Genomic DNA, 20,406 nt, shown 5'->3' on the forward strand with positions numbered 1-20,406 from the left:
CGGCCATGAGGAGCATGTTCTCCTCGCCGGTGATCAGGCCGTCGACGGCGGAGAACTGCCCGGTGACGCCGATCGCGGCACGCACCGCCTGCGGGTCGGCGGCCAGGTCGTGGCCACCGACCCGCAGGCCGCCGGCGTCGGCGGTGACGAGGGTGGAGAGGATCTTGACGGCGGTGGTCTTCCCGGCGCCGTTGGGGCCGAGCAGGGAGAAGATCGTCCCTTCGGGGACGGCCAGGTCGATGCCGTCGAGGACGACCTTGTCGCCGTAGGACTTGCGCAGCCCCTTGGCCGCGATGGCGAGTGCGCTCGATGTCGTCGTCATGCCGCACAGCTTGCGGCGCGGTGGGTTCAGCGCGGCTTCAGCGCGGTTTCAGTGCCCTGGAACCGAGGACTCCGGCTACGGCGTGACGCCCAGCATCCGTTGCAGCAGGTCCCGCAGCACCGTCCGCTCATCGGCGGACAACCCGGCCAACGGCTCCCGCGCGAAGTCCAGCGAGCCGCGCAGCCGCTCGGCGGTCTCGCGGCCCGCCTCCGTCGCGGCGGCGAGCTTGACGCGCCGGTCGGCGGGGTCGAGGCGGCGCTCGGCGAGTCCGCGGGACTCCAGGCGGTCCACGATGCCGGTGACGTTCGACGGCTCGCACTTGAGCTGCTGCGCTATCCGCCGCATCGGCGTCGGCCCCCGGGAGAGCAGGCCCAGGACGCGGGCCTGGGCGCCGGTGAGGGCGTGCTTGGCGGCGGCTTCCTCGTACTCCTCGTGATAGCGGGCCACGATGGTGCCGATGAGCTCGACGACCTCGAGGGTCAGCGGGTCGGTGCGGGACGTCATGCCCCTCAGGTTACCCGTTTACTTGACAGCATGAAATATCCAGGCCCATGATTGTTTCAGATGATGAAGTAAGTATGAGGAGGCACCCCCATGTCCGCGATCCCCGCCACCGGCCGTGAATGGCACCTCGTCGCCCGCCCGGAGGGCTGGCCGAAGCCGGAGGACTTCGCGCTGCGCGAGGCCCCGGTGGCCGAGCCGGGCCCGGGCCAGGTGCTGGTCCGCAACCTGTACATGTCGGTGGACCCGTACATGCGCGGCCGGATGAACGACGTGAAGTCGTACGTACCGCCGTTCCAGCTGGACCAGCCGATGGAGGGCGGCGCGGTCGGCACGGTGATCGCCTCGAACGCGGACGGCATCGCGGTCGGCGCCCACGTCCTGCACTTCGGCGGCTGGCGCGAGTACGCGGTGGTGGACGGCAAGCGCGCGGTGACGGTGGACCCGGAGGTCGCCCCGCTCACCACGTACCTCGGGGTGCTCGGGATGACGGGGCTGACCGCCTACGCGGGGCTGATGGAGGTCGCGTCGTTCAAGGAGGGCGACGCGGTGTTCGTGTCCGGCGCGGCGGGCGCGGTCGGCAGTGAGGTCGGCCAGATCGCCAAGCTCAAGGGCGCCTCGCGGGTCATCGGCAGCGCGGGCTCGGACGAGAAGGTGCGGCTGCTGATCGACGAGTACGGCTTCGACGCGGCGTTCAACTACAAGAACGGACCCGTAGCCGAGCAACTGAAGGAGGCCGCCCCCGACGGCATCGACGTCTACTTCGACAACGTCGGCGGCGAGCACCTCGAAGCGGCCCTCAGCAGCCTCAAGGTGCACGGCCGCATCGCCACCTGCGGCATGATCTCGATTTACAACGAGACCGAGCCGCCCGCCGCCCCGCGCAACATGGCGCTGTTCATCGGCAAGCGGCTGCGCATGCAGGGCATGCTGGTCAACGACCACAACCACCTCCAGCCGCAGTTCTTCGAGGAGGTCGGCGCCTGGGTGCGGGAGGGCAAGCTGCGCTACCGCGAGACCGTCGTCAAGGGCGTGGACAACGCGGTGGAGGCCTTCCTGGGCATGCTCCGCGGCGAGAACATCGGCAAGATGATCGTCGCCCTCGACGACTGAGACGCTGGCCCTCATGGGGTCTGCTCGGCGTCGGTGAACGCGGTGATCAGGCCATGGGGCGCGTCGTCGCCGAAGAGGTACTCGTGGAGTCGGGTGCCGTCGGTGGCGGCCTTGGCGCCACGGGGGAACATGGCCTGCTCGTACGCGGTGAGGGCGGTTTCGACGTCGTCCGGGTGGGCGGCCAGGGCCTTGCCGAGTTCGGCGCCGTCGTACATGGCCAGGTTGGCGCCTTCGCCGTTCGGGGCCGCGAGGTGCGCGGCGTCGCCGAGCAGGGTCACGCCCGGCACCCGGTCCCACCGGTGGCCGATCGGCAGGGCGTAGAGCGGGCGCAGGACCGGCGCGGTGTCGCTGTCGGTGATCAGCGAGGTCAGCTCCGGCGCCCAGCCGTCGAACTCCTCGGCGATCCGGGTGGCGGCCGTGGCCGCGTCGGTGAAGTCGATGGCGGCGAACCAGTCCTGCGGCTCGGTGAGCGCCACGTAGGTGTGCAGGGTGCCGCCCTTCTCCCGGTGGGTCTGGATCCCCTTGCCCGGCGCGAGCGCGAACATCGACCCGCCGCCGACCGCCTTCGCCGCGGCCGGGTGGCGGGTGTCGCCGTCGAACAGGTAGGTCTCGACGAACGACCTGCCGGTGTACGCGGGTGTGGCGTCGGAGAGCAGCGGGCGGACCCGTGACCACGCGCCGTCCGCGCCGACCAGCAGGTTCGTGACGACGGTGGTGCCGTCGGCGAAGGCCACCTCGTGGCGGCCCTCACCGAGGGCACGGACGCCGCTGACCTTGTGCCCCCACCGGACGGTGTCGGCCGGGAGCGAGTCGAGCAGGATCTGCCGCAGCTCGCCGCGCTGCACCTCGGGGCGGCCCCCGGTGCCGTCGTCGGGGGAGTCGAACAGGACGGTTCCGTCCCGGTCGAGGAACCGCATCGCCTGACGGCCCTCCAGGATGAGGCTGCGGAACTCGTCCATCAAGTCCGCTGCCTGCAAGGCCAGTTGGCCGTTGTAGTCGTGGATGTCGAGCATCCCGCCCTGTGCGCGCGCCGTCGGTGAGGTCTCCGCCTCGTAGACCGTGGCCGGGATGCCGTGGAGGTGCAGGACGCGGGCGAGGGTCAGTCCGCCGAGCCCGGCGCCGACGATCGTGACGTGAGGGGTCATGGTGATTCCCTGTGTGTCGCACGGGTGCCGGGCGGGCGCCCGGCGGGGTCACCGGAAACGTCCCAAACCCCGCCGACAGGCCGCCGACACCGGACCGTCGGCCCTGATATCTGCCCGACACCCCGGCACCACGGCACCCCGGCACCACGGCACCCCTACGGCAGGACCACCGTCGTCAGCGCGCGCGGCGGAAGGTCCACGTCCAGCGTGCCGCCCCGCACCACCGCCCGGCCGACCCGGCTCAGCGAGTGCGTCTCGTCGGTGCGGTACACCTCGCCGCGTACGCCACCGCGTCCGCCGCTCACCGCGAAGTCCGTACGGACCGCCTCCCGGCCCGTGTTCAGGATCTCCAGCACCCGGCCCCCGTCCCGGTTGCGGAAGGCCGTCACCTTCACGCCGTCCGCCGCGGCCGCCCCGACCGACGCCGCCACCCGCACCGCCCCGGGGCGTATGAAGCGGCTGTACGCGGCGAGCGCCCAGAGCCGCTTCGAGACGTGGTAGTCCGCGCCGTCGAGCTGGATCAGCCCCCGCGTCGCGCCCACGGAGGCGCCGAACCAGTACACGTACGCGCTCGCCCGCGCGTCCGCGAGCGTCGTGTGGATCGCCTCGGCGACGGTGAGGCCGTCATATTCGCTGCCGTCGTCCCACGCCTCGTTCCACGTCGTGCCGTTGGGACTCCACTCCGACATCCAGGTGCGCCGCGTCGTCGGCAGCGGCTGGTCCGAGGGCGTGACGTACGGATGGCCGGTGTGCGTGCCCACGTACCGTGACGCCTCCGGGTCCGCCTCGATGGCCGCGCTGTACTCGGCCTGCTGCTTCCATCCGGCCGCGTCGCAGCACACCAGGTCGATCCCGGCGCGCCGGACCGCCGGGCCGACGGCCTTCACGGTCTCGGCCGCCTCCTCCGGCGTGAACTGCATGGAGGCGTACGACGTGGCGAGATCGGGCTCGTTGGTGAAGCCGAGGTCGGTGATGCGGATGCCCTCCTGGCGGTAGAACTTCGCGTACTGGACGAGGTAGTCGGCGTAGGCGCGCCGCCATTCCGGCTTCAGGGTGCCGCCGTTCGCGTCCGTCCCGTTGGTCTTCATGTAGCCGGGCGCGCTCCAGGCGTCGGCGTAGAAGCGCTGTACGCCGTACCGTTTCGCCTCCTTGGCCAGCCACACCTGGCCGCCGTCCTTGCCGTCCCACTGATAGCGCGGCGGGGCGTCCGGGCCGCCCGGGTCGGTGGGCTGGATGGACTTCATGTGGTCGTAGACCTCGTCCGAGGACGAGCCGATGCCGAGCCGCAGGATGCTGAGCCCCGCGCCGGTGCGCCGGTTCAGCAGCAGATCCAGCACCTCCCGCCGGTGTTCGGGGGTGAGCCCGCCCGCGCCCCGCATCAGATCGGCGCGCTGGAAGGCCTCCGAGAAACCGAAGCCATCGATCGGCTGGAGAGGCCTTCCGAAATCCGCGCCGGGGGTGGAAGGTTGCTCAGCGGCGGCGGACGGCATGGCCAGAGGGATCAGGGCGGCGGCGACTGCGCCGACGAGAGCGGTACGGACCGTCTTGATCACGAAAACTTCCCTTCCCAGGCTCCGAAAACTTCCGGAACGTTTCCGTAACGTCGGCCGCACGCTAGAGGCGGCCCCCAGCCCGGTCAAGAGAGCACACACCGCACGGCTCATGAGCACATGAGAGGAAACACGCCGCATGACAACGCGTCACCGCACCAGATGGCTCGCCCTGCCCGCCCGCCTCGACCCCGCCACCGGCAAGCAGTACGGGGGCGACAAGACGGTCTACGGCATCGCCTCCCGGCCCACCGGTACCAAGGCGGTCGAGGGGCCGTCCGTCGTGAAGCGCAGCGGGTACTACCACCTGTTCGCGTCCTACGACACCTGCTGCGCGGGCACCGGCTCCACGTACAAGATCAAGGTCGGCCGCGCCACCCGGCCCACCGGGCCGTACTGCGACAAGAACGGGGTGGCCATGATGAACAACGGCGGCTCCCCGGTCCTGGAGTCCCACGGCCGCTACATCGGCCCCGGCGGTCAGTCGATCATGAGCGACACCGACGGTGACCTGCTCGTCTACCACTACTACGACGGCCAGGCGGGCGGCACCGCCAAGCTCGGCGTCAACCTGCTCAGCTGGAGCGGCGGCTGGCCGACCGCGTACTGACGCACGCGGGCGGGAGGCGTTGACGCGCGGGCGACCAGCTCTTACCGTCACGTTCGGATATGCGACCCCTATCCGGCATATCGAACAGAGCAGTAGAGAGGCGCCGCCATGCAGTCGACCGCCCCCGCCCGGTTCACCCTCGACCCCGCCTTCGCCGTCGGCGACGTCGACGCGCGCCTCTTCGGCTCGTTCGTCGAACACCTCGGCCGCTGCGTCTACACCGGGATCTACGAGCCCGGCCACCCCGCCGCCGACGAGGCCGGGCTGCGCACCGACGTCCTCGATCTCATCCGTGAACTCGGCGTCACCGCCCTCCGCTACCCCGGCGGCAACTTCGTCTCCGGCTACAAGTGGGAGGACGGCACAGGGCCCGCCGACGAGCGCCCCCGCCGCCTCGACCTCGCCTGGCGCTCGACCGAGACCAACCGCTTCGGGCTCTCCGAGTACATCGACTTCGTCCGCAAGGTCGGCGGCGAGCCCATGATGGCGCTCAACCTCGGCACGCGCGGCGTCGCCGAGGCCCTGGAGCTCCAGGAATACGCCAACCACCCGTCCGGCACCGCCCTGTCCGACCGCCGCGTCGGCCACGGCGACAAGGAGCCGTACGGCATCCGGCTGTGGTGTCTGGGCAACGAGATGGACGGCCCCTGGCAGACCGGCCACAAGACCGCCGAGGAGTACGGACGGCTCGCCGCCGAGACCGCCCGCGCCATGCGGCAGATCGACCCGGACGTCGAACTCGTCGCCTGCGGCAGCTCCAACCAGGGCATGGCGACCTTCGCCGCCTGGGAGGCCACGGTCCTCCAGCACTCCTACGACCTGGTCGACTACATCTCCCTGCACGCCTACTACGAGGAGCGCGACGGCGACCGCGACTCCTTCCTCGCCTCCGCCGTCGACATGGAGTCCTTCATCGAGAACGTGATCGCGACCTGCGACCACGTCGGCGCCCGGCTGAAGTCGAAGAAGAAGATCAACCTCTCCTTCGACGAGTGGAACGTCTGGTACCAGGCCCGCTTCCACGCCGCCGAGCCGCCCAACTGGGACGAGGCGCCGCGGCTGCTGGAGGACAACTACTCCGTCACCGACGCCGTCGTCTTCGGCTCGCTCCTCATCGCGCTGCTGCGCCACGCCGACCGCGTGACGGTCGCCTGCCTCGCCCAGCTCGTCAACGTCATCGCCCCGATCATGACCGAACCGGGCGGCCCGGCCTGGCGCCAGACCACCTTCTTCCCCTTCGCCCAGGCCTCGGCGTACGGCCGCGGCCGGGTGCTCCAGGTCGCCGTCGACAGCCCCGCGCACGAGACGGCGCGGTACGGCGAGGTGCCGCTGCTGCACGCCACGGCCGTGACGAACGAGGAGACCGGCGAGGTCACCGTCTTCGCCGTCAACCGCGACCAGCACCGGCCGCTCCCGCTGGAGGTGGCGCTGCACGGTCTCGCGCTCGGTCGGGTCGTCGAGCACAGCGTCCTCGCCGACGCCGACCCGGAGGCCCGCAACACCCTGGCCGACCCCGAGCGCGTCACCCCGCACGTGGGCGCGGGCACGGCGCTCGCGGACGGGGTGCTGACCGCCACGCTGGAGCCGATGTCCTGGAACGTGATCCGTTTGGGGTGATCCGTTTGGGATGAGCGGCAAACAATTTGTATAGTGCACTTATATGAGTACGGTGCGCGAGATACAGGGGTGGACATCAGCGGTGGGCCGCAGCTTCCGGGCGGCCCTCACCATGGAACGTGTTCTCTCGGAGCCCGGCGCGATCGTACGTTCCGGGCAGGCCGGAGCGCACCGCCGGTGCGGCGATGTGCGTAAGAGAGGGGGAGGGGCTAGCGGCGCGGCTCGATGACGTGCGTCCGGAGGTCGCCCGCGGTCTGCGTCATGTGGGCAGCCATCGCGCGCCGGGCCTTCTCGGGGTCCCCGCCGCGCAGCGCCTCCAGGACGAGTTCGTGGTGGGCGATGGCGTTCGTGCGGATCTGGGGCACGGCGGAGGTCTGCCGACGGCCCTCGATCAGCAGCTGTCCGAACGGCTCCAAGAGCAGCGGGACGAACGCGTTGCCGGAGGCGCGCATCACCACGTCGTGGAACGCGATGTCGGCGGTCACGAACTGTTCGGTGTCCCCGGCCGCGGCCGCCGCCCGCATCTCGTCCAGCAGCTCGGCGAGTTCGGCCAAGTCGTGGTCGGTGCGCCGGACCGCGGCCAGCTGCGCGGCGCCGACCTCGATCATCTGCCGGGCCTCGATCAGCTTCTCGGAGATCGCCCCGCCCGCCCGTGGCCCGGTGGCGGCCGCGCGGATCATCGGCTCCAGTGCGGTCCACTGGTCGGGATTGTTGACGTACGTACCGCGTCCCCGGTGGATGCGGACGACGTTCTGCGAGCGCAGGACCTTGATCGCCTCGCGCAGCGTGAGTCGGCTGGCGGCGTGCTGCTCGGCCAGTACGCCCTCCGGGGGGAGGGCCGTGCCGGGCGGATAGTGGCCGTCGATGATCGAGGTCAGCAGCGCCTCGGCGATGTCGTCGGACAGCGGCATTGCTGTCGACCTCCTTGCCGGAAGCTCGGACATCAGACATCTGATGTCCAGGAAACGTAGGTGGGGTTTCGGTCATCGTCAAGACCCCCGGGAGGCTTCCTGGCGCAAAGGCGAGCCCCGCCCGGGGGATCCGGGCGGGGCGTGATGTGGAGGGGGCAGGCGGACCGAGCGGTAGGGGACGGATGGGGGACGACGTACGTGGGGATGTTTTCGTGCGGCGTTACGGCCAGGGGTGCGGTCAGGCGTCCGCGTCGATGCCCAGGGTGAGGGTGCCGCGATATCCGGCCGACGGGGTGCTGCCCAGCGCCGTCACAGCCATCAGCCCGGCGGCGGTGCCGCCGTTGCCGTAGATCCCGTCGGAGGAGAGCGGGGTGCGGGGGACGGTGTTGGTGGAGTACGGGGTCAGCTTGGCGACCGCCTGGGTGATCTTCTCGTCGAAGAAGAGCTGACCGGTGTGGATCTCGTTGCCGCCGGTGAACGAGCCGTCGGCGGTGAGGGTCACGCCCGTGTGCACCTTGATGTGGATGTGGATGCAGCGGCCGCGGTACCAGCCGGGGTAGATGCCCTTCAGCTTGGCCACGCCGTCGGTGCCGGTGAGCACACCGCCGCGCAGGAACTTACCGTTGTCCGGCTCCTGGTGGCCGTTGTTGCCGACGAAGCCGGAGTACTCGCCGAGCGCGTCGCAGTACCAGATCTCCACGAGCGCCTTGTTGAGCGGTGCGCAGGTGTCCTTGTCGACGACGGGGAGGACCAGCTCCAGGGGTACGCCCTGCTTGTCCTCGCTGACGTCGGCCCGTACGAGGGCGTGGTCGAGGTAGTACGGGCCCTCGGTGAGCTGCTTGGTGAGGGTGCAGATCGCGTGGGCGGCGGGGACCGCGTCCGTGGCGCCGGTGGCGGCCGCCCCGGGGCGGGTGGCGGCGGTTCCGGCGCCGATTCCGACGGCCGCGGCGGCGGCGCTTCCGGCGATCAGTACTCTGCGTCGCCCGATGGGGACGGGGGATGAGTCTGTCATGGGCATGGAAAATAAGGGCGGTTTCTGTGGGGCGCCTGTCAGTTCGGCAAAGTCTCCGCGCGTCAACTCTTCTTATCGCCAACTCCCTTATGAGTCAGCGGTGTTGACACCACGAACAAGCGCTTACTAGCTTCTCCTGTGATGGCTGTCATCTGCTGGGACGGTCCTGACCACACCGCGTCCGGGCAGCGCATGACGCCACCGTCAGACACCGTCAGAGCCGCACCTTTGACGATCTCCACCGGCCCCGGTGACCGACGTGCTTGCCGTGCGCTCCCGCAAGCGACTGCCCCTCCGGGTGGGGATCCTCCGACCGAGAGGGATCCTTCATGAACTCCACAGGTGACCACTTCACGACGGACACCACCACCGGACCCGGCCCCGGCATCGGCCACAACCGGCGCCGGCTGACGGCCATCGCCGCGGGCGTGGCCGCCACCCTCGCGCTCGGGGGCCTGGCCGCGGTCTCGGCGCAGGACGCGGACGCCGCCCCGCGCGGAGCCGCCGCGGTGGCGGACACCCCCATCGGCTTCGGCGCGGGCACCACCGGCGGTGGCAACGCCACCGCCACCACCGTGACCACCCTCGCCGCCTTCCAGGCCGCCGTCGCCGGTGACGGCGCCAAGGTCGTCAAGGTGTCCGGTCTGCTCTCCCTCACCGGCCAGGTGGACATCGGCTCCAACACCACCGTGCTGGGCGTCGGTTCGGGCTCCGGATTCACCGGCGGGGGCCTGCGGCTGAAGGAGGCCACGAACGTCATCATCCGCAACCTCGCCATCAGCAAGCCGAGGAAGCCGTCCGACGGGGTGACGGTCCAGGAGTCCACCAGGGTGTGGATCGACCACAACACGTTCTCCGCCGACCGCGACCACGACAAGGACTATGACGACGGCCTGCTGGACATCAACCACGGCTCCGACAACATCACCGTCTCCTGGAACACATTCGCCGACCACTTCAAGGGCAGCCTGGTCGGGCACAGCGACAAGAACGCCGGCGAGGACACCGGGCACCTCAAGGTGACCTACCACCACAACTGGTTCAGCAACGTCCACTCCCGCATCCCCAGCCTCCGCTTCGGCACCGGCCACTTCTACGACAACTACGTCCAGGGCGCCGACACCGCCGTCCACTCCCGGATGGGCGCGCAGATGCTGGTGGAGAACAACGTGTTCCGCGACACCAAGATCGCCGTGACGACCAGCCGGAGCAGCGACGTCGACGGCTACGCGGTGCTGCGCGGAAACGACCTGGGCGGCGGCGCCACCGAGGTCTCCCAGCCCGGCACCTTCACCAAGCCGCCGTACGCGTACACGGCGGAACCGGCGTCGTCGGTGGTCGCCTCGGTGACCGCCCAGGCGGGCACCGGCAAGCTCTGACCTTCGCAACTCCCCGAGAGGACACTTTTCGTGAGATTCATCGGACGCCGCATGGCCGTCGCGGCCGCGGCGGCCCTCGCCACCTGCGCGGGCACGCTCGGCGCCACCACGCCCGCGGTGGCGGAGGCCAAGGCCGCCCCCTCCGGTTCGTTCAACGTCCTCACGTACAACGTGGCCGGACTCCCCGAGGGCCTGTCCTCCGGCCACCCGGAGAAGAACACCCCGCTGATCTCGCCCCGCCTGGGCGCGTACGACATCGTCAACGTCCAGGAGGACTTCAACTACCACGCCGCGCTCTACGCCGGTGACGACCACCCGTACCGCACCCCCACCAGCGGTGGCGCGGCCTTCGGCGACGGCCTCAACACCCTCTCCGACCTGCCGTACGACGACTTCGAGCGGGTGAAGTGGGGCAAGTGCAACGGCACCGACTGCCTCACCCCCAAGGGCTTCTCCCTCGCCCGGGTGCGGCTCGCCGAAGGCGCGTACCTGGACCTCTACAACGTGCACACCAACGCGGGCACCACCGACGCCGACCTCGCCGCCCGCCGCGCCAACATCACCCAGCTCTCCGACTTCATCACCGCCAACTCGGCCGGAAACGCCGTCCTCGTCATGGGCGACACCAACACCCGCTACACCCGCGCCGCCGACAACATCCGCGACCTCGCCACCCGCAACGGCCTCACCGACGCCTGGGTGAACCTCGTCCGCGGTGGCTCGGCCCCGCCCGCCGGGTCCGACGCGCTCGTGTGCGACCCGGAAAACGTCACCAACACCTGCGAGGTCGTCGACAAGGTCCTCTACCGCTCCGGCCCGCTCCTCTCCCTCACCGCCACCCGCTACAACAACGACAACACCGACTTCCTCGACGCCGAGGGCAAGCCGCTGTCCGACCACTACCCGCACACCGTGGACTTCTCGTGGAAGGCGGCCGACGGGCTCCGCGCCGGGGACCAGTTCGGCGGGCCGCACGGCACCGCCTTCAACGACGCCGACGACCTGCCCGCCACCCCCGCGCCCCGCACCCTCACCCTGCGCGGCGGCTCCCGACTGGACGGCGTATCCCTGACCCTGAACGGCGGCAAAACCCTTTCCCACGGCGGCAGCGGCGGCACCCCGGCCTCCCTCACCCTCGGCTCCGGCGAACACCTCACCTCCGCCACCCTCAGCCGCGGCCGGAAGGACGGCCGCACCCGTCTCTTCTCCGCGGCCTTCACCACCGACAAGGGCCGCACCGTGTCGGCCGGAACCCCCACCTCCGACACCGCCACGTTCACCGCTCCCGACGGCTGGCAGATCGTGGGTTTCACCGGCCGCGCCGGTGACGAGATCGACAAGCTGGGCGTCATCTACGCGTCACGCTAGCCAAGTAGGCTTCCGCCCATGCGTGATCTTGGAGTGGGCATCGGCTATCTGGTGAAGGGCCAACGCTGGGTGGCCCGGCACGGGAGGTGGTGGGGGATCGGGATGCTCCCGGCCCTCATCACCCTCGTCGGCTACGCGGCGGCCCTCGTCGTCCTCTTCTTCTGGACCGACGACGTCATCGCCTGGGCCACCCCCTTCGCCGACGACTGGGCCTCACCCTGGCTCGGCGTCTTCCGCGGCGCCCTCGCCATCCTCTTCGCCGCCGCCTGCCTCTTCCTCGCGGTGATCACGTTCACCGCGGTCACGCTCCTGGTCGGCCAGCCCTTCTACGAATCCCTCTCCGAGGAGGTCGACCGCTCCGAAGGCGGCGAGGTCCCCGAATCGGGCCTGTCGACCTGGCAGGAGGTGTGGATCGGCATCCGCGAGGCCATCGCCCTGCTCATCCGCGTCACCCTGTGGAGCGTGCTCTTCTTCGCGCTCGGCTTCGTCCCGGTCGTCGGCCAGACCGTGATCCCCGCCCTGGCCCTCTGCGTGACCGGCTTCTTCCTCGCCGAGGAGCTGACCTCGGTCGCCCTGCTGCGCCGCGGTGTCCTGCTCGAGGAGCGCCGCCGCATGCTCCGCGGCCGCCGCCTCCTCACCGTAGGCTTCGGCCTCCCCCTCGCCGTGCTCTTCCTGCTCCCCCTGGTCTCGGTCTTCCTCATGCCGGGCGCCGTAGCGGGCGCGACCCTGCTGGTCCGCGACCTGACGGCCGAGGCCGCCGCCCCGGCCCGGGGCGACACCGCGGCGGGAGCGCTGGGCAGCGCGTGACGGACCACCACCCGGCCCGCGATGCCTCCGTCGTGGTGGCCCGCGACACGGACGGGCTGGTGGCCCTGCTGAGCGCCCCCTTCCCCCGCCACGGTGGCGAGTACCTCTTCCTGCCGGGCGGGCGCCGGGAGGACGGGGAGACGGCGGAGGAGTGCGCGCGGCGTGAGCTGCGGGAAGAGGCGGGGATCACCGCCGAGGTGTGGCGGCCGCTGGGTTCGTACGCCATCACGCTCGCCTCGACCGCCCGCGTGCACCTCTTCGAGGCGCGGCGCCTCATCTGCGGGCCGCAGGAGCTGAGCCCCACCGAACGGGACTTCACACTGTCCTGGTGGCCGATGGCCGACGCGATCGACGCGGCCGCGCAGGGGCGCTTCCTCCTGCCCGCCGGGCCCCTGGCCCTGCTGCTCGCCCACGGACCGTCCCGGTCAGCCGACGAACCCGCCGGATGACGAACCTCAGCGGGGAGTGGCCGCGACCACGGTGAGCACCGCGCGCACCTGGGCGGTGATGGTCTGGCGGTTGCGGACGAAGTCCGGGTCGGTGATCCGGCCCGTCGCCGGGTCGGTGTTGTCCGGGCCGAATTGCAGCACCGGGGTGTGGAGATGGCCGCCCGGCACCTTCAGGCCGACGGCGTCGCGCAGCAGGGTGGCGCGGTAGGCGATCTCGTTGGAGAGGTAGTCGCCGCCACCGCCCGCACGGGCCGTCGAGCCGGGCGTCGGGCCGTCGGGGCGGACCACCGGGGTGGTGGCGCCCGCCGGGATCTCGGTGACGCCGGTGTTGTCGCGCACGGGGAACGGCCCGGTGTTCGCGGCGACGATCGCCGCGTACGGGAGCGTGGTCGTCGTCCACTGCGGCTGCGGGCGCGGTGTCGGCACACCGGCCGGGACGGGGACCGTCTCCGTCCGGGAGACGTTGGCGTTGTCGGGGTAGCCGCCGCGCCAGGCGCCGTTGGTGCGTTCGACGTCGAAGCGGCCCACCCGGCCCTGGCTCACCGTCATGAACGCGTCCACCCGGCGCGGGCCGGGGCGGAACACCGGCAGCAGGGTGTGCTCGACCGTGCCGTCCGCGAAGTCCGCCCAGCGGACGGGGAAGACGGCGGTCTCGACGCGCGCCGGGCCCTGGGGCGTACGCAGCGTCATCCCGTCCAGCGCGAGCGCCGCCGCGCCGGAGGGGTTGGAGCGGCGGACGTCGGCGTCCAGCTGGAACGGGTCGAAGCCGGTGACGACGATGCGCTTGATGTGTTTGCCCGCGGGCAGGTCGAGGGAGTCCTGCCCGCGGGAGCCGCGCTCCAGGGCGGTCAGCAGCTCGGCGCGGCGGGCTTCGCTCAGCGGGAAGCCGGGCCGCCACTCGCCGAGTGCCCGGGTCATCCCGAGCCGGGCCCAGTACAGCGGCCGGTCGTCGTCCCGGCTGAGGTCGCCACCGGCGGGCCCCCGGCCCTGCACCCGGTCCACCGCCCGGCGCCACAGCCGCCCCCCGTCCCGCCGTACGACGCGCTCGGCCTCCGCGGCGGACCGTACGCCCGCCAGATCCCGGGCGAAGTCCGGCGCCACCTCGTCGAAGCCGCTGCGGCGCAGGATCTCCTGGGGCGCGGCCCGGTCGAGCCGCTGCTCTTCGGCGGTGGGGGTGCGGTCCCGGGCGGTCGCGGGGGTGGTGGTCAGGGCCAGGGGGAGAGCGGCCAGGGTGAGGGCCAGGAGGGCGCGTATCGGTGTCATGCGAGGGCCTTTCGAGACGGCAGCGGAAACGACGAACCCCTCCCGCCCCGTGCGCGTGACGGGGTGGGAGGGGAGAACGGATCGCTCAGCGGGTCGAGAAGGAGTGCACCGTCGTGGAGCGGTAGGTGTCGCCCGGGCGGAGCACCGTGGAGGGGAACGACGGCTGGTTGGGGGAGTCCGGGAAGTGCTGGGTCTCCAGGCAGAAGCCGTCGCCCTGCCGGTAGACCTGGCCGGACGTTCCGGCGAAGGTGCCGGTCAGGAAGTTACCCGTGTAGAACTGCACGCCGGGCTCGGTGGTCGCGATCTTCATGACCCGGCCCGACTCCGGCTCGGTCACCGTCACGATGTGCTCGGGGCGGCGGGTGAGGCCCTTGTCGAGGGCGAAGTTGTGGTCGATCCCCTGCCCGTACAGCACCTGCTGGTGGGCCTCCCGGATGTCCCGGCCGATCTCCTTGGCGCGGCGGAAGTCGAACGGGGTCCCGGCCACCCTGGCCAGTTCGCCGGTGGGGATGAGGGTCTTGTCGACCGGGGTGTAGCGGGAGGCGGCGATCTGGAGGCGGTGGTCGTAGATGGACCCCGAGCCCTCCCCGGCCAGGTTGTAGTAGGTGTGGTTGGTGAGGTTGACGACGGTGGCCTTGTCGGTGGTGGCCTCGTAGTCGATGCGGAAGTCGCCCGCCGCGGTCAGGGTGTAGTCGACGCGCACGGTGAGCGCGCCCGGGTAGCCCATCTCGCCGTCGGGGCTGACCCGGCGGAGGGTGAGGCCGACGTCGGCGCCCTTGCGGAAGGGCTCGACGGTCCAGACCCGCTTGTCGAAGCCCTTGTCGCCGCCGTGGAGGCTGTTGGGGCCGTCGTTGACGGGCAGCTGGTACTTCGTGCCGTCGAGGGTGAACGTACCGCGGGCGATGCGGTTGCCGTAGCGGCCGATGAGGGCGCCGAAGTACGGGCTGCTGGCGACGTACGCGTCCAGGTCGGCGAAGCCCAGCGACACGTTGGCCCGGCGGCCGTGGCGGTCGGGGATCTCCAGGGTCTGGACGACGCCGCCGTACGACAGCACGCTCAGCTTGGTGCGGCCGTTCTCGATCGTCCAGCGGTCGACCTTCGTGCCGTCGGCCAGCGTGCCGAAGTGTTCCTTCACCGCGTGTCCCTCGCCCTTCCGGGTGGTGCCGGTGCTCGCGTACGCGGGGCCCGCGGCCGCCACTCCGGCGGCCGCCGCCGCGGCCGTGATCACCGTGCGTCTGCTCGTGGTCATGTGCGGCTCCATAGAAGTCGATGCGTCAGGGGGAGTGGGGGAGGCGGGCTACGAGCCGACCCGGCGCTTGTTCCAGACGTCGAAGCCGACCGCCGCCAGCAGGACCAGTCCCTTGATCACTTGCTGGTAGTCGGTGCCGATACCCACCAGCGACATGCCGTTGTTGAGCACGCCGAGCACCAGACCACCGATGATGGCGCCCAGCACGGTGCCGACACCGCCGCTGGCCGAGGCGCCGCCGATGAACGCCGCGGCGATGGCCTCGAGTTCGAAGTTGAGGCCCGCGCTCGGGGTGGCGGCGCCCAGCCGGGCGGCGAAGACCAGACCCGCGAGGGCGGACAGCACGCCCATGTTGACGAACACCATGAAGGTGACGCGCTTGTCCCGGACACCCGACAGCTTGGCCGCCGACTGGTTGCCGCCGAGGGCGTACACATGACGTCCGACGACGGTGTTGCGCATGACGAAGCTGAAGATCACGAAGAGCACGGCCAGGATCAGCAGGCCGTACGGTGCCCCGTGCCAGCTCGACAACGTCATGGTGAAGGCCATCACGGCGGCAACGATCGCGGCGCACTTGACGAAGAACAGCCCGAGCGGCACGACCTCCAGCTCATAGGCCGCGCGCTGCTGCCGGCCGCGCCACTCCTGCCAGACGGCGGCCGCGCACACGACGAGGCCGATGACCATCGTGGGGTTGTGGTACTGCGTGTACGGGCCCATCTCCGGGATGAAGCCGGTGCTCATCTTCTCGAAGCCGTCGGGGAACGGCGACAGGGACTGCCCGTCCAGCAGGATCTGGGTGCCACCGCGGAAGGCCAGCATGCCGGCCAGGGTGACGATGAAGGACGGGATGCCGATGTACGCGATCCAGAAACCCTGCCACGCCCCGGCCACCGCGCCGAGCAGCAGGCACAGGACCACGGCGAGGCCCCAGGGCATATCGTGTTTGATCATCATCACGCCGGCGGCCGCGCCGATGAAGGCGACGAGCGAACCGACCGACAGGTCGATGTGCCCCGCGATGATCACGACCATCATGCCGATCGCGAGGATCAGGATGTAGCCGTTCTGCTGCACCAGGTTGGTGACGTTCAGCGGGCGCAGCAGGATGTCGTCCGACCAGATCTGGAAGATGACGATGATCAGGGCGAGCGCGACCAGCATTCCGTACTGCCGCATGTTGGTCCGCATGCCCTGGAGCAGCAGCGTCCCGAGGCTCTTGGAGCCCTCGGCCGGCGGTGGGGCCGGGCTCTCGGTCTTCTGGGTGGCCGTGCTCATCCTTCGTCTCCTCTGTCCCTGTCCCTGGTCATGTGGCGCATCAGAACTTCCTGGGTCGCCTCGGCCCGGGGAACCTCCCCGGTCAGTTGACCGGCCGCCATCGTGTAGATCCGGTCGCACATCCCCAGCAGCTCGCCCAGCTCGGAGGAGATGAAGACGACGGCCTTGCCCTGCGCCGCCAGGTCGTTGATGACCGTGTAGATCTCGTACTTGGCCCCGACGTCGATCCCACGGGTGGGCTCGTCGAGGATGAGCACCTCGGGACCGGCGAAGATCCACTTGCTGAGGACGACCTTCTGCTGATTGCCGCCGCTGAGCCGGCCGACCCGCTCGAAGACCGTCGGTGCCTTGATGTTCATGGTCGTGCGGAACCGCTCGGCGACCTGCGACTCCTCGTGCTCGTTGACCACGCCGCGGCGGGCCACCTTCGGCAGCGAGGAGAGCGAGACGTTGCGGCTGATGGTGTCCTGGAGGTTCAGCCCGAAGGTCTTGCGGTCCTCGGTGACGTACGCGATGCCGTGGTCGATGGCCTCCGGCACGGTACGGGTACGGACCTCCTGGCCGTCGCGGAGGACCCGGCCGCCCGCGTAGCGCCCGTACGTCCGGCCGAAGACGCTCATCGCCAGCTCGGTGCGGCCCGCGCCCATCAGCCCGGCGATGCCCACGATCTCGCCGCGCCGGACGTTCAGCGACACCCCGTCCACGACCTTGCGCTGCTGGTCGATGGGGTGGTGCACGGTCCAGTCCTCGATGGCCATGGCCACCTCGGAGGCGTCCTTCCCCTCGTACGGGGTGCGCTCGGGGAAGCGGTGGTCGAGGTCGCGGCCGACCATGCCGCGGATGATGCGGTCCTCGGAAACCTCCGGCGTGGACTCCGGGGTCTCCCGCACCGTCAGCGTCTCGATGGACTGGCCGTCGCGCAGGATGGTGACGGAGTCGGCCACCTTGCGGATCTCGTTCAGCTTGTGCGAAATGATGATCGAGGAGATGCCCTGGGCCTTGAACTCCAGCAGCAGATCGAGGAGTTTGCCGCTGTCCTCGTCGTTGAGCGCCGCGGTCGGCTCGTCCAGGATGAGCAGCTTCACCTCCTTGGAGAGCGCCTTGGCGATCTCCACGAGCTGCTGCTTGCCCACGCCGATGTCGGTGACCCGGGTCTGCGGCGAATCCGTCAGACCCACCCGCTTCAGCAGCGCGTTGGCGTGCTTGAGGGTTTCGTTCCAGCTGATCAGACCGCGGGTGGCGTGCTCATTGCCGAGGAAGATGTTCTCGGCGATGGACAGGTACGGGATCAGCGCCAGTTCCTGGTGGATGATCACGATGCCGCGCTGCTCGCTCGCGCGGATGTCCTTGAAGGAGCAGGTCTCGCCGTCGAAGAGGATCTCGCCGTCGTAACTGCCGTGCGGGTGGACGCCGCTGACCACCTTCATCAGGGTGGACTTGCCCGCGCCGTTCTCCCCGCACAGGGCGTGGATCTCGCCCTTGCGGACACGGAGGTTGACGTCGGAGAGCGCCTTGACGCCGGGGAAGGTCTTGGTGATGGAGCGCAGTTCGAGAATGGTGCTCATAGTCCGTACCCCGCCCTACTTCAGCTGCGACGCGGTGTAGTAACCCTGGTCGACCAGCACCTGGGTGTTGGACTTGTCGACGCTGACCGGGTTGAGCAGGTAGGTCGGCACGACCTTCTCGCCGTTGTCGTACGACGTGGTGTCGTTGACCGGGGGCTTGCCGCCCGTCAGCTTCGCCTTGGCCATCTGCACGGTGGCCTTCGCCAGCTTGCGGGTGTCCTTGTAGACGGTCTGCTTCTGCGCGCCCCGGAGGATGGACTTCACGGAGGCCAGCTCGGCGTCCTGCCCGGTCACCACCGGGTACGGCTTGGACTTCGTGCCGTAGCCGACGCCCTTGAGCGCCGACAGGATGCCGATCGACATGCCGTCGTACGGGGAGAGCACGGCGTCGACGTCGTCGTTGCTGTACGCCTTGTTGAGCAGGTCCTCCATGCGGTCCTGCGCGGCGCTTCCGCTCCATTTCTCGGTGTAGAGCTGGTTCAGCTTGGTCTGCTTGGAGCGGACGACCAGCTCGCCCTTGTCCATGTACGGCTTGAGCACGCTCATCGCGCCGTTGAAGAAGTACTTGGTGTTGTTGTCGTCCGAGGACCCGGCGAACAGCTCGATGGAGAACGGTCCCTTGCGGCCCTTGGTCAGCCCCAGCTTGTCGGCGATGTACTGGCCCTGGAGCCTGCCGACCTTCTCGTTGTCGAAGGTCGCGTAGTAGTCGACGTTCTTCGTGCCCAGGAGCAGCCGGTCGTAGGAGATCACCGGGATGTTGGCCTCGTGGGCCTGCTTCAGCACGTCGGAGAGCGCCCCGCCGTTGATCGGCGCGATCACCAGCAGCCGGTGCCCCTTGGTGATCATGTTCTCGATCTGGGACACCTGCTGGCGGACGTCGTCCTCGCCGTACTGGAGGTCCGTCTTGTAGCCCGCCGCCTGGAACTGCTTGGCCATGTTCCGGCCGTCGGCGATCCACCGCTCGGAGGATTTGGTCGGCATCGCGATGCCGATCGTCCCTCCCTTTTCCTTGCTCTTGTACCGACTGCCACCGACCGCCTCCTGGCCACAGGCCGTGGCGGTCAGTGAGAGCGCGAGGAGGCCGGCGCCTATCGCCGCGACTCGTGCGCCTCTTACCGTACGCATGGTGATGGGGTCCTTCCCTGGGGCGTCATTGCTCAGGACTTCTGGGGGGCCGTGCCGACTGCCGCACCGGACATGTCCGACGCTTCCGTGACGGGGAAGCGCCGCAGCGGTCCCGGCAGCCGGGAGCCCAGCGGCGACAGCCCGCCGTCCGCCCCCAGCCGGGCGAGCAGATCGAGCACGAGCCGGCCGCGGCGCACCCGCTCGCGCGCGCTGTTCAGCGCCACGTCCCGCAGTTGCGCGCCGTAGGGGTAGATCCCCGGAGACTTGCTGAGCCCGAACTTCAGATAGATGGGGGCGCCGCGGCGGATCAACTCGGCCGCGTCATAGAGCCGTACGTACCCTCCGAGGTCGTCCGGGGCCTCGATGTAGAAGTCGATCGGGGCGCGGGAGACCCGGCGGATCTCGGTGAGGTGTTCCAGCGTCAGATCGGAGGGGATGTTGATCGAGTCGGCGCCCAGCTGCTCGTACACCGCGAACGAGGCCGGGTTGACGGGGCCGACCAGCGCGGACAGCTTGAAGGTGGTGTCCGCGGGCAGCTCACCGCGTGTCCGCAGCTGGTGCAGCAGCCACAGCACGCCCTCGTCGGCGACCAGCAGGCACTTCACGCCGAGCGAGGCGGCCCGCAGCGCGTCCTCCACGCATCCGGCGACCGCGTCGTGGCCGCGGGCCCGCAGGCCGCCGCCGCCGGAGTCGGAACGGGTGGCGCCGCCGATGTCCCAGGTGCCGCGCGGCCCGGTGAACAGGCACAGCTCGGCGTTGCGCTCCGCGCAGGACTCCACCATCTCGGTGATCTCGGCGTCGGTGAGCATCCACACACCGCTGCCCTGGCTGATCCGGTGGATCGGTACGTCGAGCCGCCCGGCCTCCTTGAACACGGTGGCCAGCGCCTCCGGGCCCTCGACGGACGGGATCTCGGTGCGCCAGGTGCCGCCGTCCGGGAAGGAGTGCGCGGAGGCGTCGGCGGGGTCGGGTGCGGGCGCCGCGTGGCCGAGCGGGGCGAGGGCGGCGTCGGCGGGACGGCGGGGGCCGGAGGGAAGGGCGGAGGCGGCGGTGGTCACGGTGCTCCTTGTATCGCCGTAAGGACTAGGTGAAGCCCTCGTCTTTGAGGACCGTTCAGGTTTTCGGGGTGCGCGGGGGCT

Annotated in this window: 18 protein-coding genes and 1 pseudogene; 7 read left to right on the plus strand and 12 right to left on the minus strand. The window is 70.3% G+C overall.

The features are described from left to right. Both LCH29_RS35295 and LCH29_RS35300 read right to left on the minus strand, forming a co-directional pair. Positions 1-322, minus strand: a 322-nt coding sequence (locus tag LCH29_RS35295) for an ATP-binding cassette domain-containing protein (RefSeq protein WP_446465755.1), incomplete at its 3' end; no start/stop codon positions are given. 75 nt (positions 323-397) lie between these two features. Continuing rightward, the gene (locus LCH29_RS35300; RefSeq protein ID WP_446465756.1) at positions 398-826 is read right to left on the minus strand and encodes a MarR family winged helix-turn-helix transcriptional regulator; all 429 of its coding nucleotides are present in this window, start codon (positions 824-826) and stop codon (positions 398-400) included. A 90-nt stretch (positions 827-916) separates the two neighbouring features. On the opposite strand from LCH29_RS35300, the gene LCH29_RS35305 reads away from it, so the two are divergent. Next, on the plus strand, positions 917-1,936 hold the full coding sequence (locus LCH29_RS35305) for an NADP-dependent oxidoreductase (RefSeq protein ID WP_446465757.1): 1,020 nt from the start codon (positions 917-919) through the stop codon (positions 1,934-1,936). An 11-nt stretch (positions 1,937-1,947) separates the two neighbouring features. Here the strand turns inward: LCH29_RS35305 and LCH29_RS35310 are convergent, their stop codons facing one another. Both LCH29_RS35310 and LCH29_RS35315 read right to left on the minus strand, forming a co-directional pair. Next, positions 1,948-3,081 (minus strand): FAD-dependent oxidoreductase, encoded by a 1,134-nt coding sequence (locus LCH29_RS35310; protein WP_446465758.1) that lies wholly within the window; start codon positions 3,079-3,081, stop codon positions 1,948-1,950. A 155-nt stretch (positions 3,082-3,236) separates the two neighbouring features. After that, a complete protein-coding gene (locus LCH29_RS35315) occupies positions 3,237-4,634 on the minus strand; it encodes a glycoside hydrolase family 30 protein (protein WP_446465759.1) in 1,398 nt (465 codons plus the stop codon). A 178-nt stretch (positions 4,635-4,812) separates the two neighbouring features. On the opposite strand from LCH29_RS35315, the pseudogene LCH29_RS35320 reads away from it, so the two are divergent. Both LCH29_RS35320 and arfA read left to right on the plus strand, forming a co-directional pair. Next, positions 4,813-5,241: pseudogene (locus tag LCH29_RS35320) on the plus strand (family 43 glycosylhydrolase); the annotation flags it as partial. Between the two features lie 108 nt (positions 5,242-5,349). Continuing rightward, complete coding sequence (arfA, locus tag LCH29_RS35325) at positions 5,350-6,858, plus strand: arabinosylfuranosidase ArfA (RefSeq protein ID WP_446465760.1); 1,509 nt, start codon at positions 5,350-5,352, stop codon at positions 6,856-6,858. 209 nt (positions 6,859-7,067) lie between these two features. On the opposite strand, the gene LCH29_RS35330 is transcribed toward arfA, so the two are convergent. After that, positions 7,068-7,769: a FadR/GntR family transcriptional regulator gene (locus LCH29_RS35330; protein WP_446465761.1), complete on the minus strand. Its 702-nt coding sequence runs from the start codon at positions 7,767-7,769 to the stop codon at positions 7,068-7,070. A gap of 238 nt (positions 7,770-8,007) precedes the next feature. Next, positions 8,008-8,787: an intradiol ring-cleavage dioxygenase gene (locus LCH29_RS35335; protein WP_446465762.1), complete on the minus strand. Its 780-nt coding sequence runs from the start codon at positions 8,785-8,787 to the stop codon at positions 8,008-8,010. A 323-nt stretch (positions 8,788-9,110) separates the two neighbouring features. Between LCH29_RS35335 and LCH29_RS35340 the strand changes: the two genes are divergently transcribed. The 4 genes from LCH29_RS35340 to LCH29_RS35355 are packed head-to-tail and all read left to right on the plus strand — an operon-like array spanning position 9,111 to position 12,784. Further along, a complete protein-coding gene (locus tag LCH29_RS35340) occupies positions 9,111-10,160 on the plus strand; it encodes a pectate lyase family protein (RefSeq protein ID WP_446465763.1) in 1,050 nt (349 codons plus the stop codon). 51 nt (positions 10,161-10,211) lie between these two features. Next, positions 10,212-11,528, plus strand: a complete 1,317-nt coding sequence (locus tag LCH29_RS35345) for a jacalin-like lectin (protein ID WP_446465875.1) — start codon at positions 10,212-10,214, stop codon at positions 11,526-11,528. 18 nt (positions 11,529-11,546) lie between these two features. After that, positions 11,547-12,335: an EI24 domain-containing protein gene (locus LCH29_RS35350; protein WP_446465764.1), complete on the plus strand. Its 789-nt coding sequence runs from the start codon at positions 11,547-11,549 to the stop codon at positions 12,333-12,335. Then, positions 12,332-12,784, plus strand: coding sequence for an NUDIX hydrolase (locus tag LCH29_RS35355; protein ID WP_446465765.1), 453 nt, complete (start codon positions 12,332-12,334; stop codon positions 12,782-12,784). The genes LCH29_RS35350 and LCH29_RS35355 overlap by 4 nt, the downstream gene beginning before the upstream one ends. Before the next feature lie 6 nt (positions 12,785-12,790). Here the strand turns inward: LCH29_RS35355 and LCH29_RS35360 are convergent, their stop codons facing one another. The 6 genes from LCH29_RS35360 to LCH29_RS35385 form a co-directional block, all read right to left on the minus strand. Continuing rightward, positions 12,791-14,047: a pyroglutamyl peptidase gene (locus tag LCH29_RS35360; protein WP_446465766.1), complete on the minus strand. Its 1,257-nt coding sequence runs from the start codon at positions 14,045-14,047 to the stop codon at positions 12,791-12,793. An 85-nt stretch (positions 14,048-14,132) separates the two neighbouring features. Next, positions 14,133-15,296, minus strand: a complete 1,164-nt coding sequence (locus tag LCH29_RS35365; RefSeq protein ID WP_446465767.1) for an aldose epimerase family protein — start codon at positions 15,294-15,296, stop codon at positions 14,133-14,135. Between the two features lie 48 nt (positions 15,297-15,344). Next, entirely contained in the window at positions 15,345-16,577 is a 1,233-nt protein-coding gene (gene mmsB, locus LCH29_RS35370) for a multiple monosaccharide ABC transporter permease (RefSeq protein WP_446465768.1), read from the minus strand. Further along, the gene (gene mmsA / locus LCH29_RS35375) at positions 16,574-18,142 is read right to left on the minus strand and encodes a multiple monosaccharide ABC transporter ATP-binding protein (protein ID WP_446465769.1); all 1,569 of its coding nucleotides are present in this window, start codon (positions 18,140-18,142) and stop codon (positions 16,574-16,576) included. The genes mmsB and mmsA overlap by 4 nt, the downstream gene beginning before the upstream one ends. Before the next feature lie 15 nt (positions 18,143-18,157). Beyond that, complete coding sequence (chvE, locus tag LCH29_RS35380; RefSeq protein ID WP_446465770.1) at positions 18,158-19,267, minus strand: multiple monosaccharide ABC transporter substrate-binding protein; 1,110 nt, start codon at positions 19,265-19,267, stop codon at positions 18,158-18,160. 32 nt (positions 19,268-19,299) lie between these two features. Beyond that, positions 19,300-20,325, minus strand: coding sequence for a hypothetical protein (locus tag LCH29_RS35385; RefSeq protein ID WP_446465771.1), 1,026 nt, complete (start codon positions 20,323-20,325; stop codon positions 19,300-19,302). Between the last annotated feature and the right edge of the window lie 81 nt (positions 20,326-20,406).

This window comes from Streptomyces sp. BRA346 (assembly GCF_052851135.1).

Excerpts from the sequence above, each read along its gene's own strand:
- LCH29_RS35300 (WP_446465756.1), bottom strand. The coding sequence starts at position 826 with ATGACGTCCCGCACCGACCCGCTGACCCTCGAGGTCGTCGAGCTCATC.
- chvE (WP_446465770.1), bottom strand. The coding sequence starts at position 19,267 with ATGCGTACGGTAAGAGGCGCACGAGTCGCGGCGATAGGCGCCGGCCTC.
- LCH29_RS35360 (WP_446465766.1), bottom strand. The coding sequence starts at position 14,047 with ATGACACCGATACGCGCCCTCCTGGCCCTCACCCTGGCCGCTCTCCCC.
- LCH29_RS35335 (WP_446465762.1), bottom strand. The coding sequence starts at position 8,787 with ATGCCCATGACAGACTCATCCCCCGTCCCCATCGGGCGACGCAGAGTA.
- LCH29_RS35365 (WP_446465767.1), bottom strand. The coding sequence starts at position 15,296 with ATGACCACGAGCAGACGCACGGTGATCACGGCCGCGGCGGCGGCCGCC.
- LCH29_RS35310 (WP_446465758.1), bottom strand. The coding sequence starts at position 3,081 with ATGACCCCTCACGTCACGATCGTCGGCGCCGGGCTCGGCGGACTGACC.
- LCH29_RS35330 (WP_446465761.1), bottom strand. The coding sequence starts at position 7,769 with ATGCCGCTGTCCGACGACATCGCCGAGGCGCTGCTGACCTCGATCATC.
- arfA (WP_446465760.1), top strand. The coding sequence starts at position 5,350 with ATGCAGTCGACCGCCCCCGCCCGGTTCACCCTCGACCCCGCCTTCGCC.
- LCH29_RS35350 (WP_446465764.1), top strand. The coding sequence starts at position 11,547 with ATGCGTGATCTTGGAGTGGGCATCGGCTATCTGGTGAAGGGCCAACGC.
- LCH29_RS35345 (WP_446465875.1), top strand. The coding sequence starts at position 10,212 with ATGGCCGTCGCGGCCGCGGCGGCCCTCGCCACCTGCGCGGGCACGCTC.
- LCH29_RS35340 (WP_446465763.1), top strand. The coding sequence starts at position 9,111 with ATGAACTCCACAGGTGACCACTTCACGACGGACACCACCACCGGACCC.
- mmsB (WP_446465768.1), bottom strand. The coding sequence starts at position 16,577 with ATGAGCACGGCCACCCAGAAGACCGAGAGCCCGGCCCCACCGCCGGCC.
- LCH29_RS35305 (WP_446465757.1), top strand. The coding sequence starts at position 917 with ATGTCCGCGATCCCCGCCACCGGCCGTGAATGGCACCTCGTCGCCCGC.
- mmsA (WP_446465769.1), bottom strand. The coding sequence starts at position 18,142 with ATGAGCACCATTCTCGAACTGCGCTCCATCACCAAGACCTTCCCCGGC.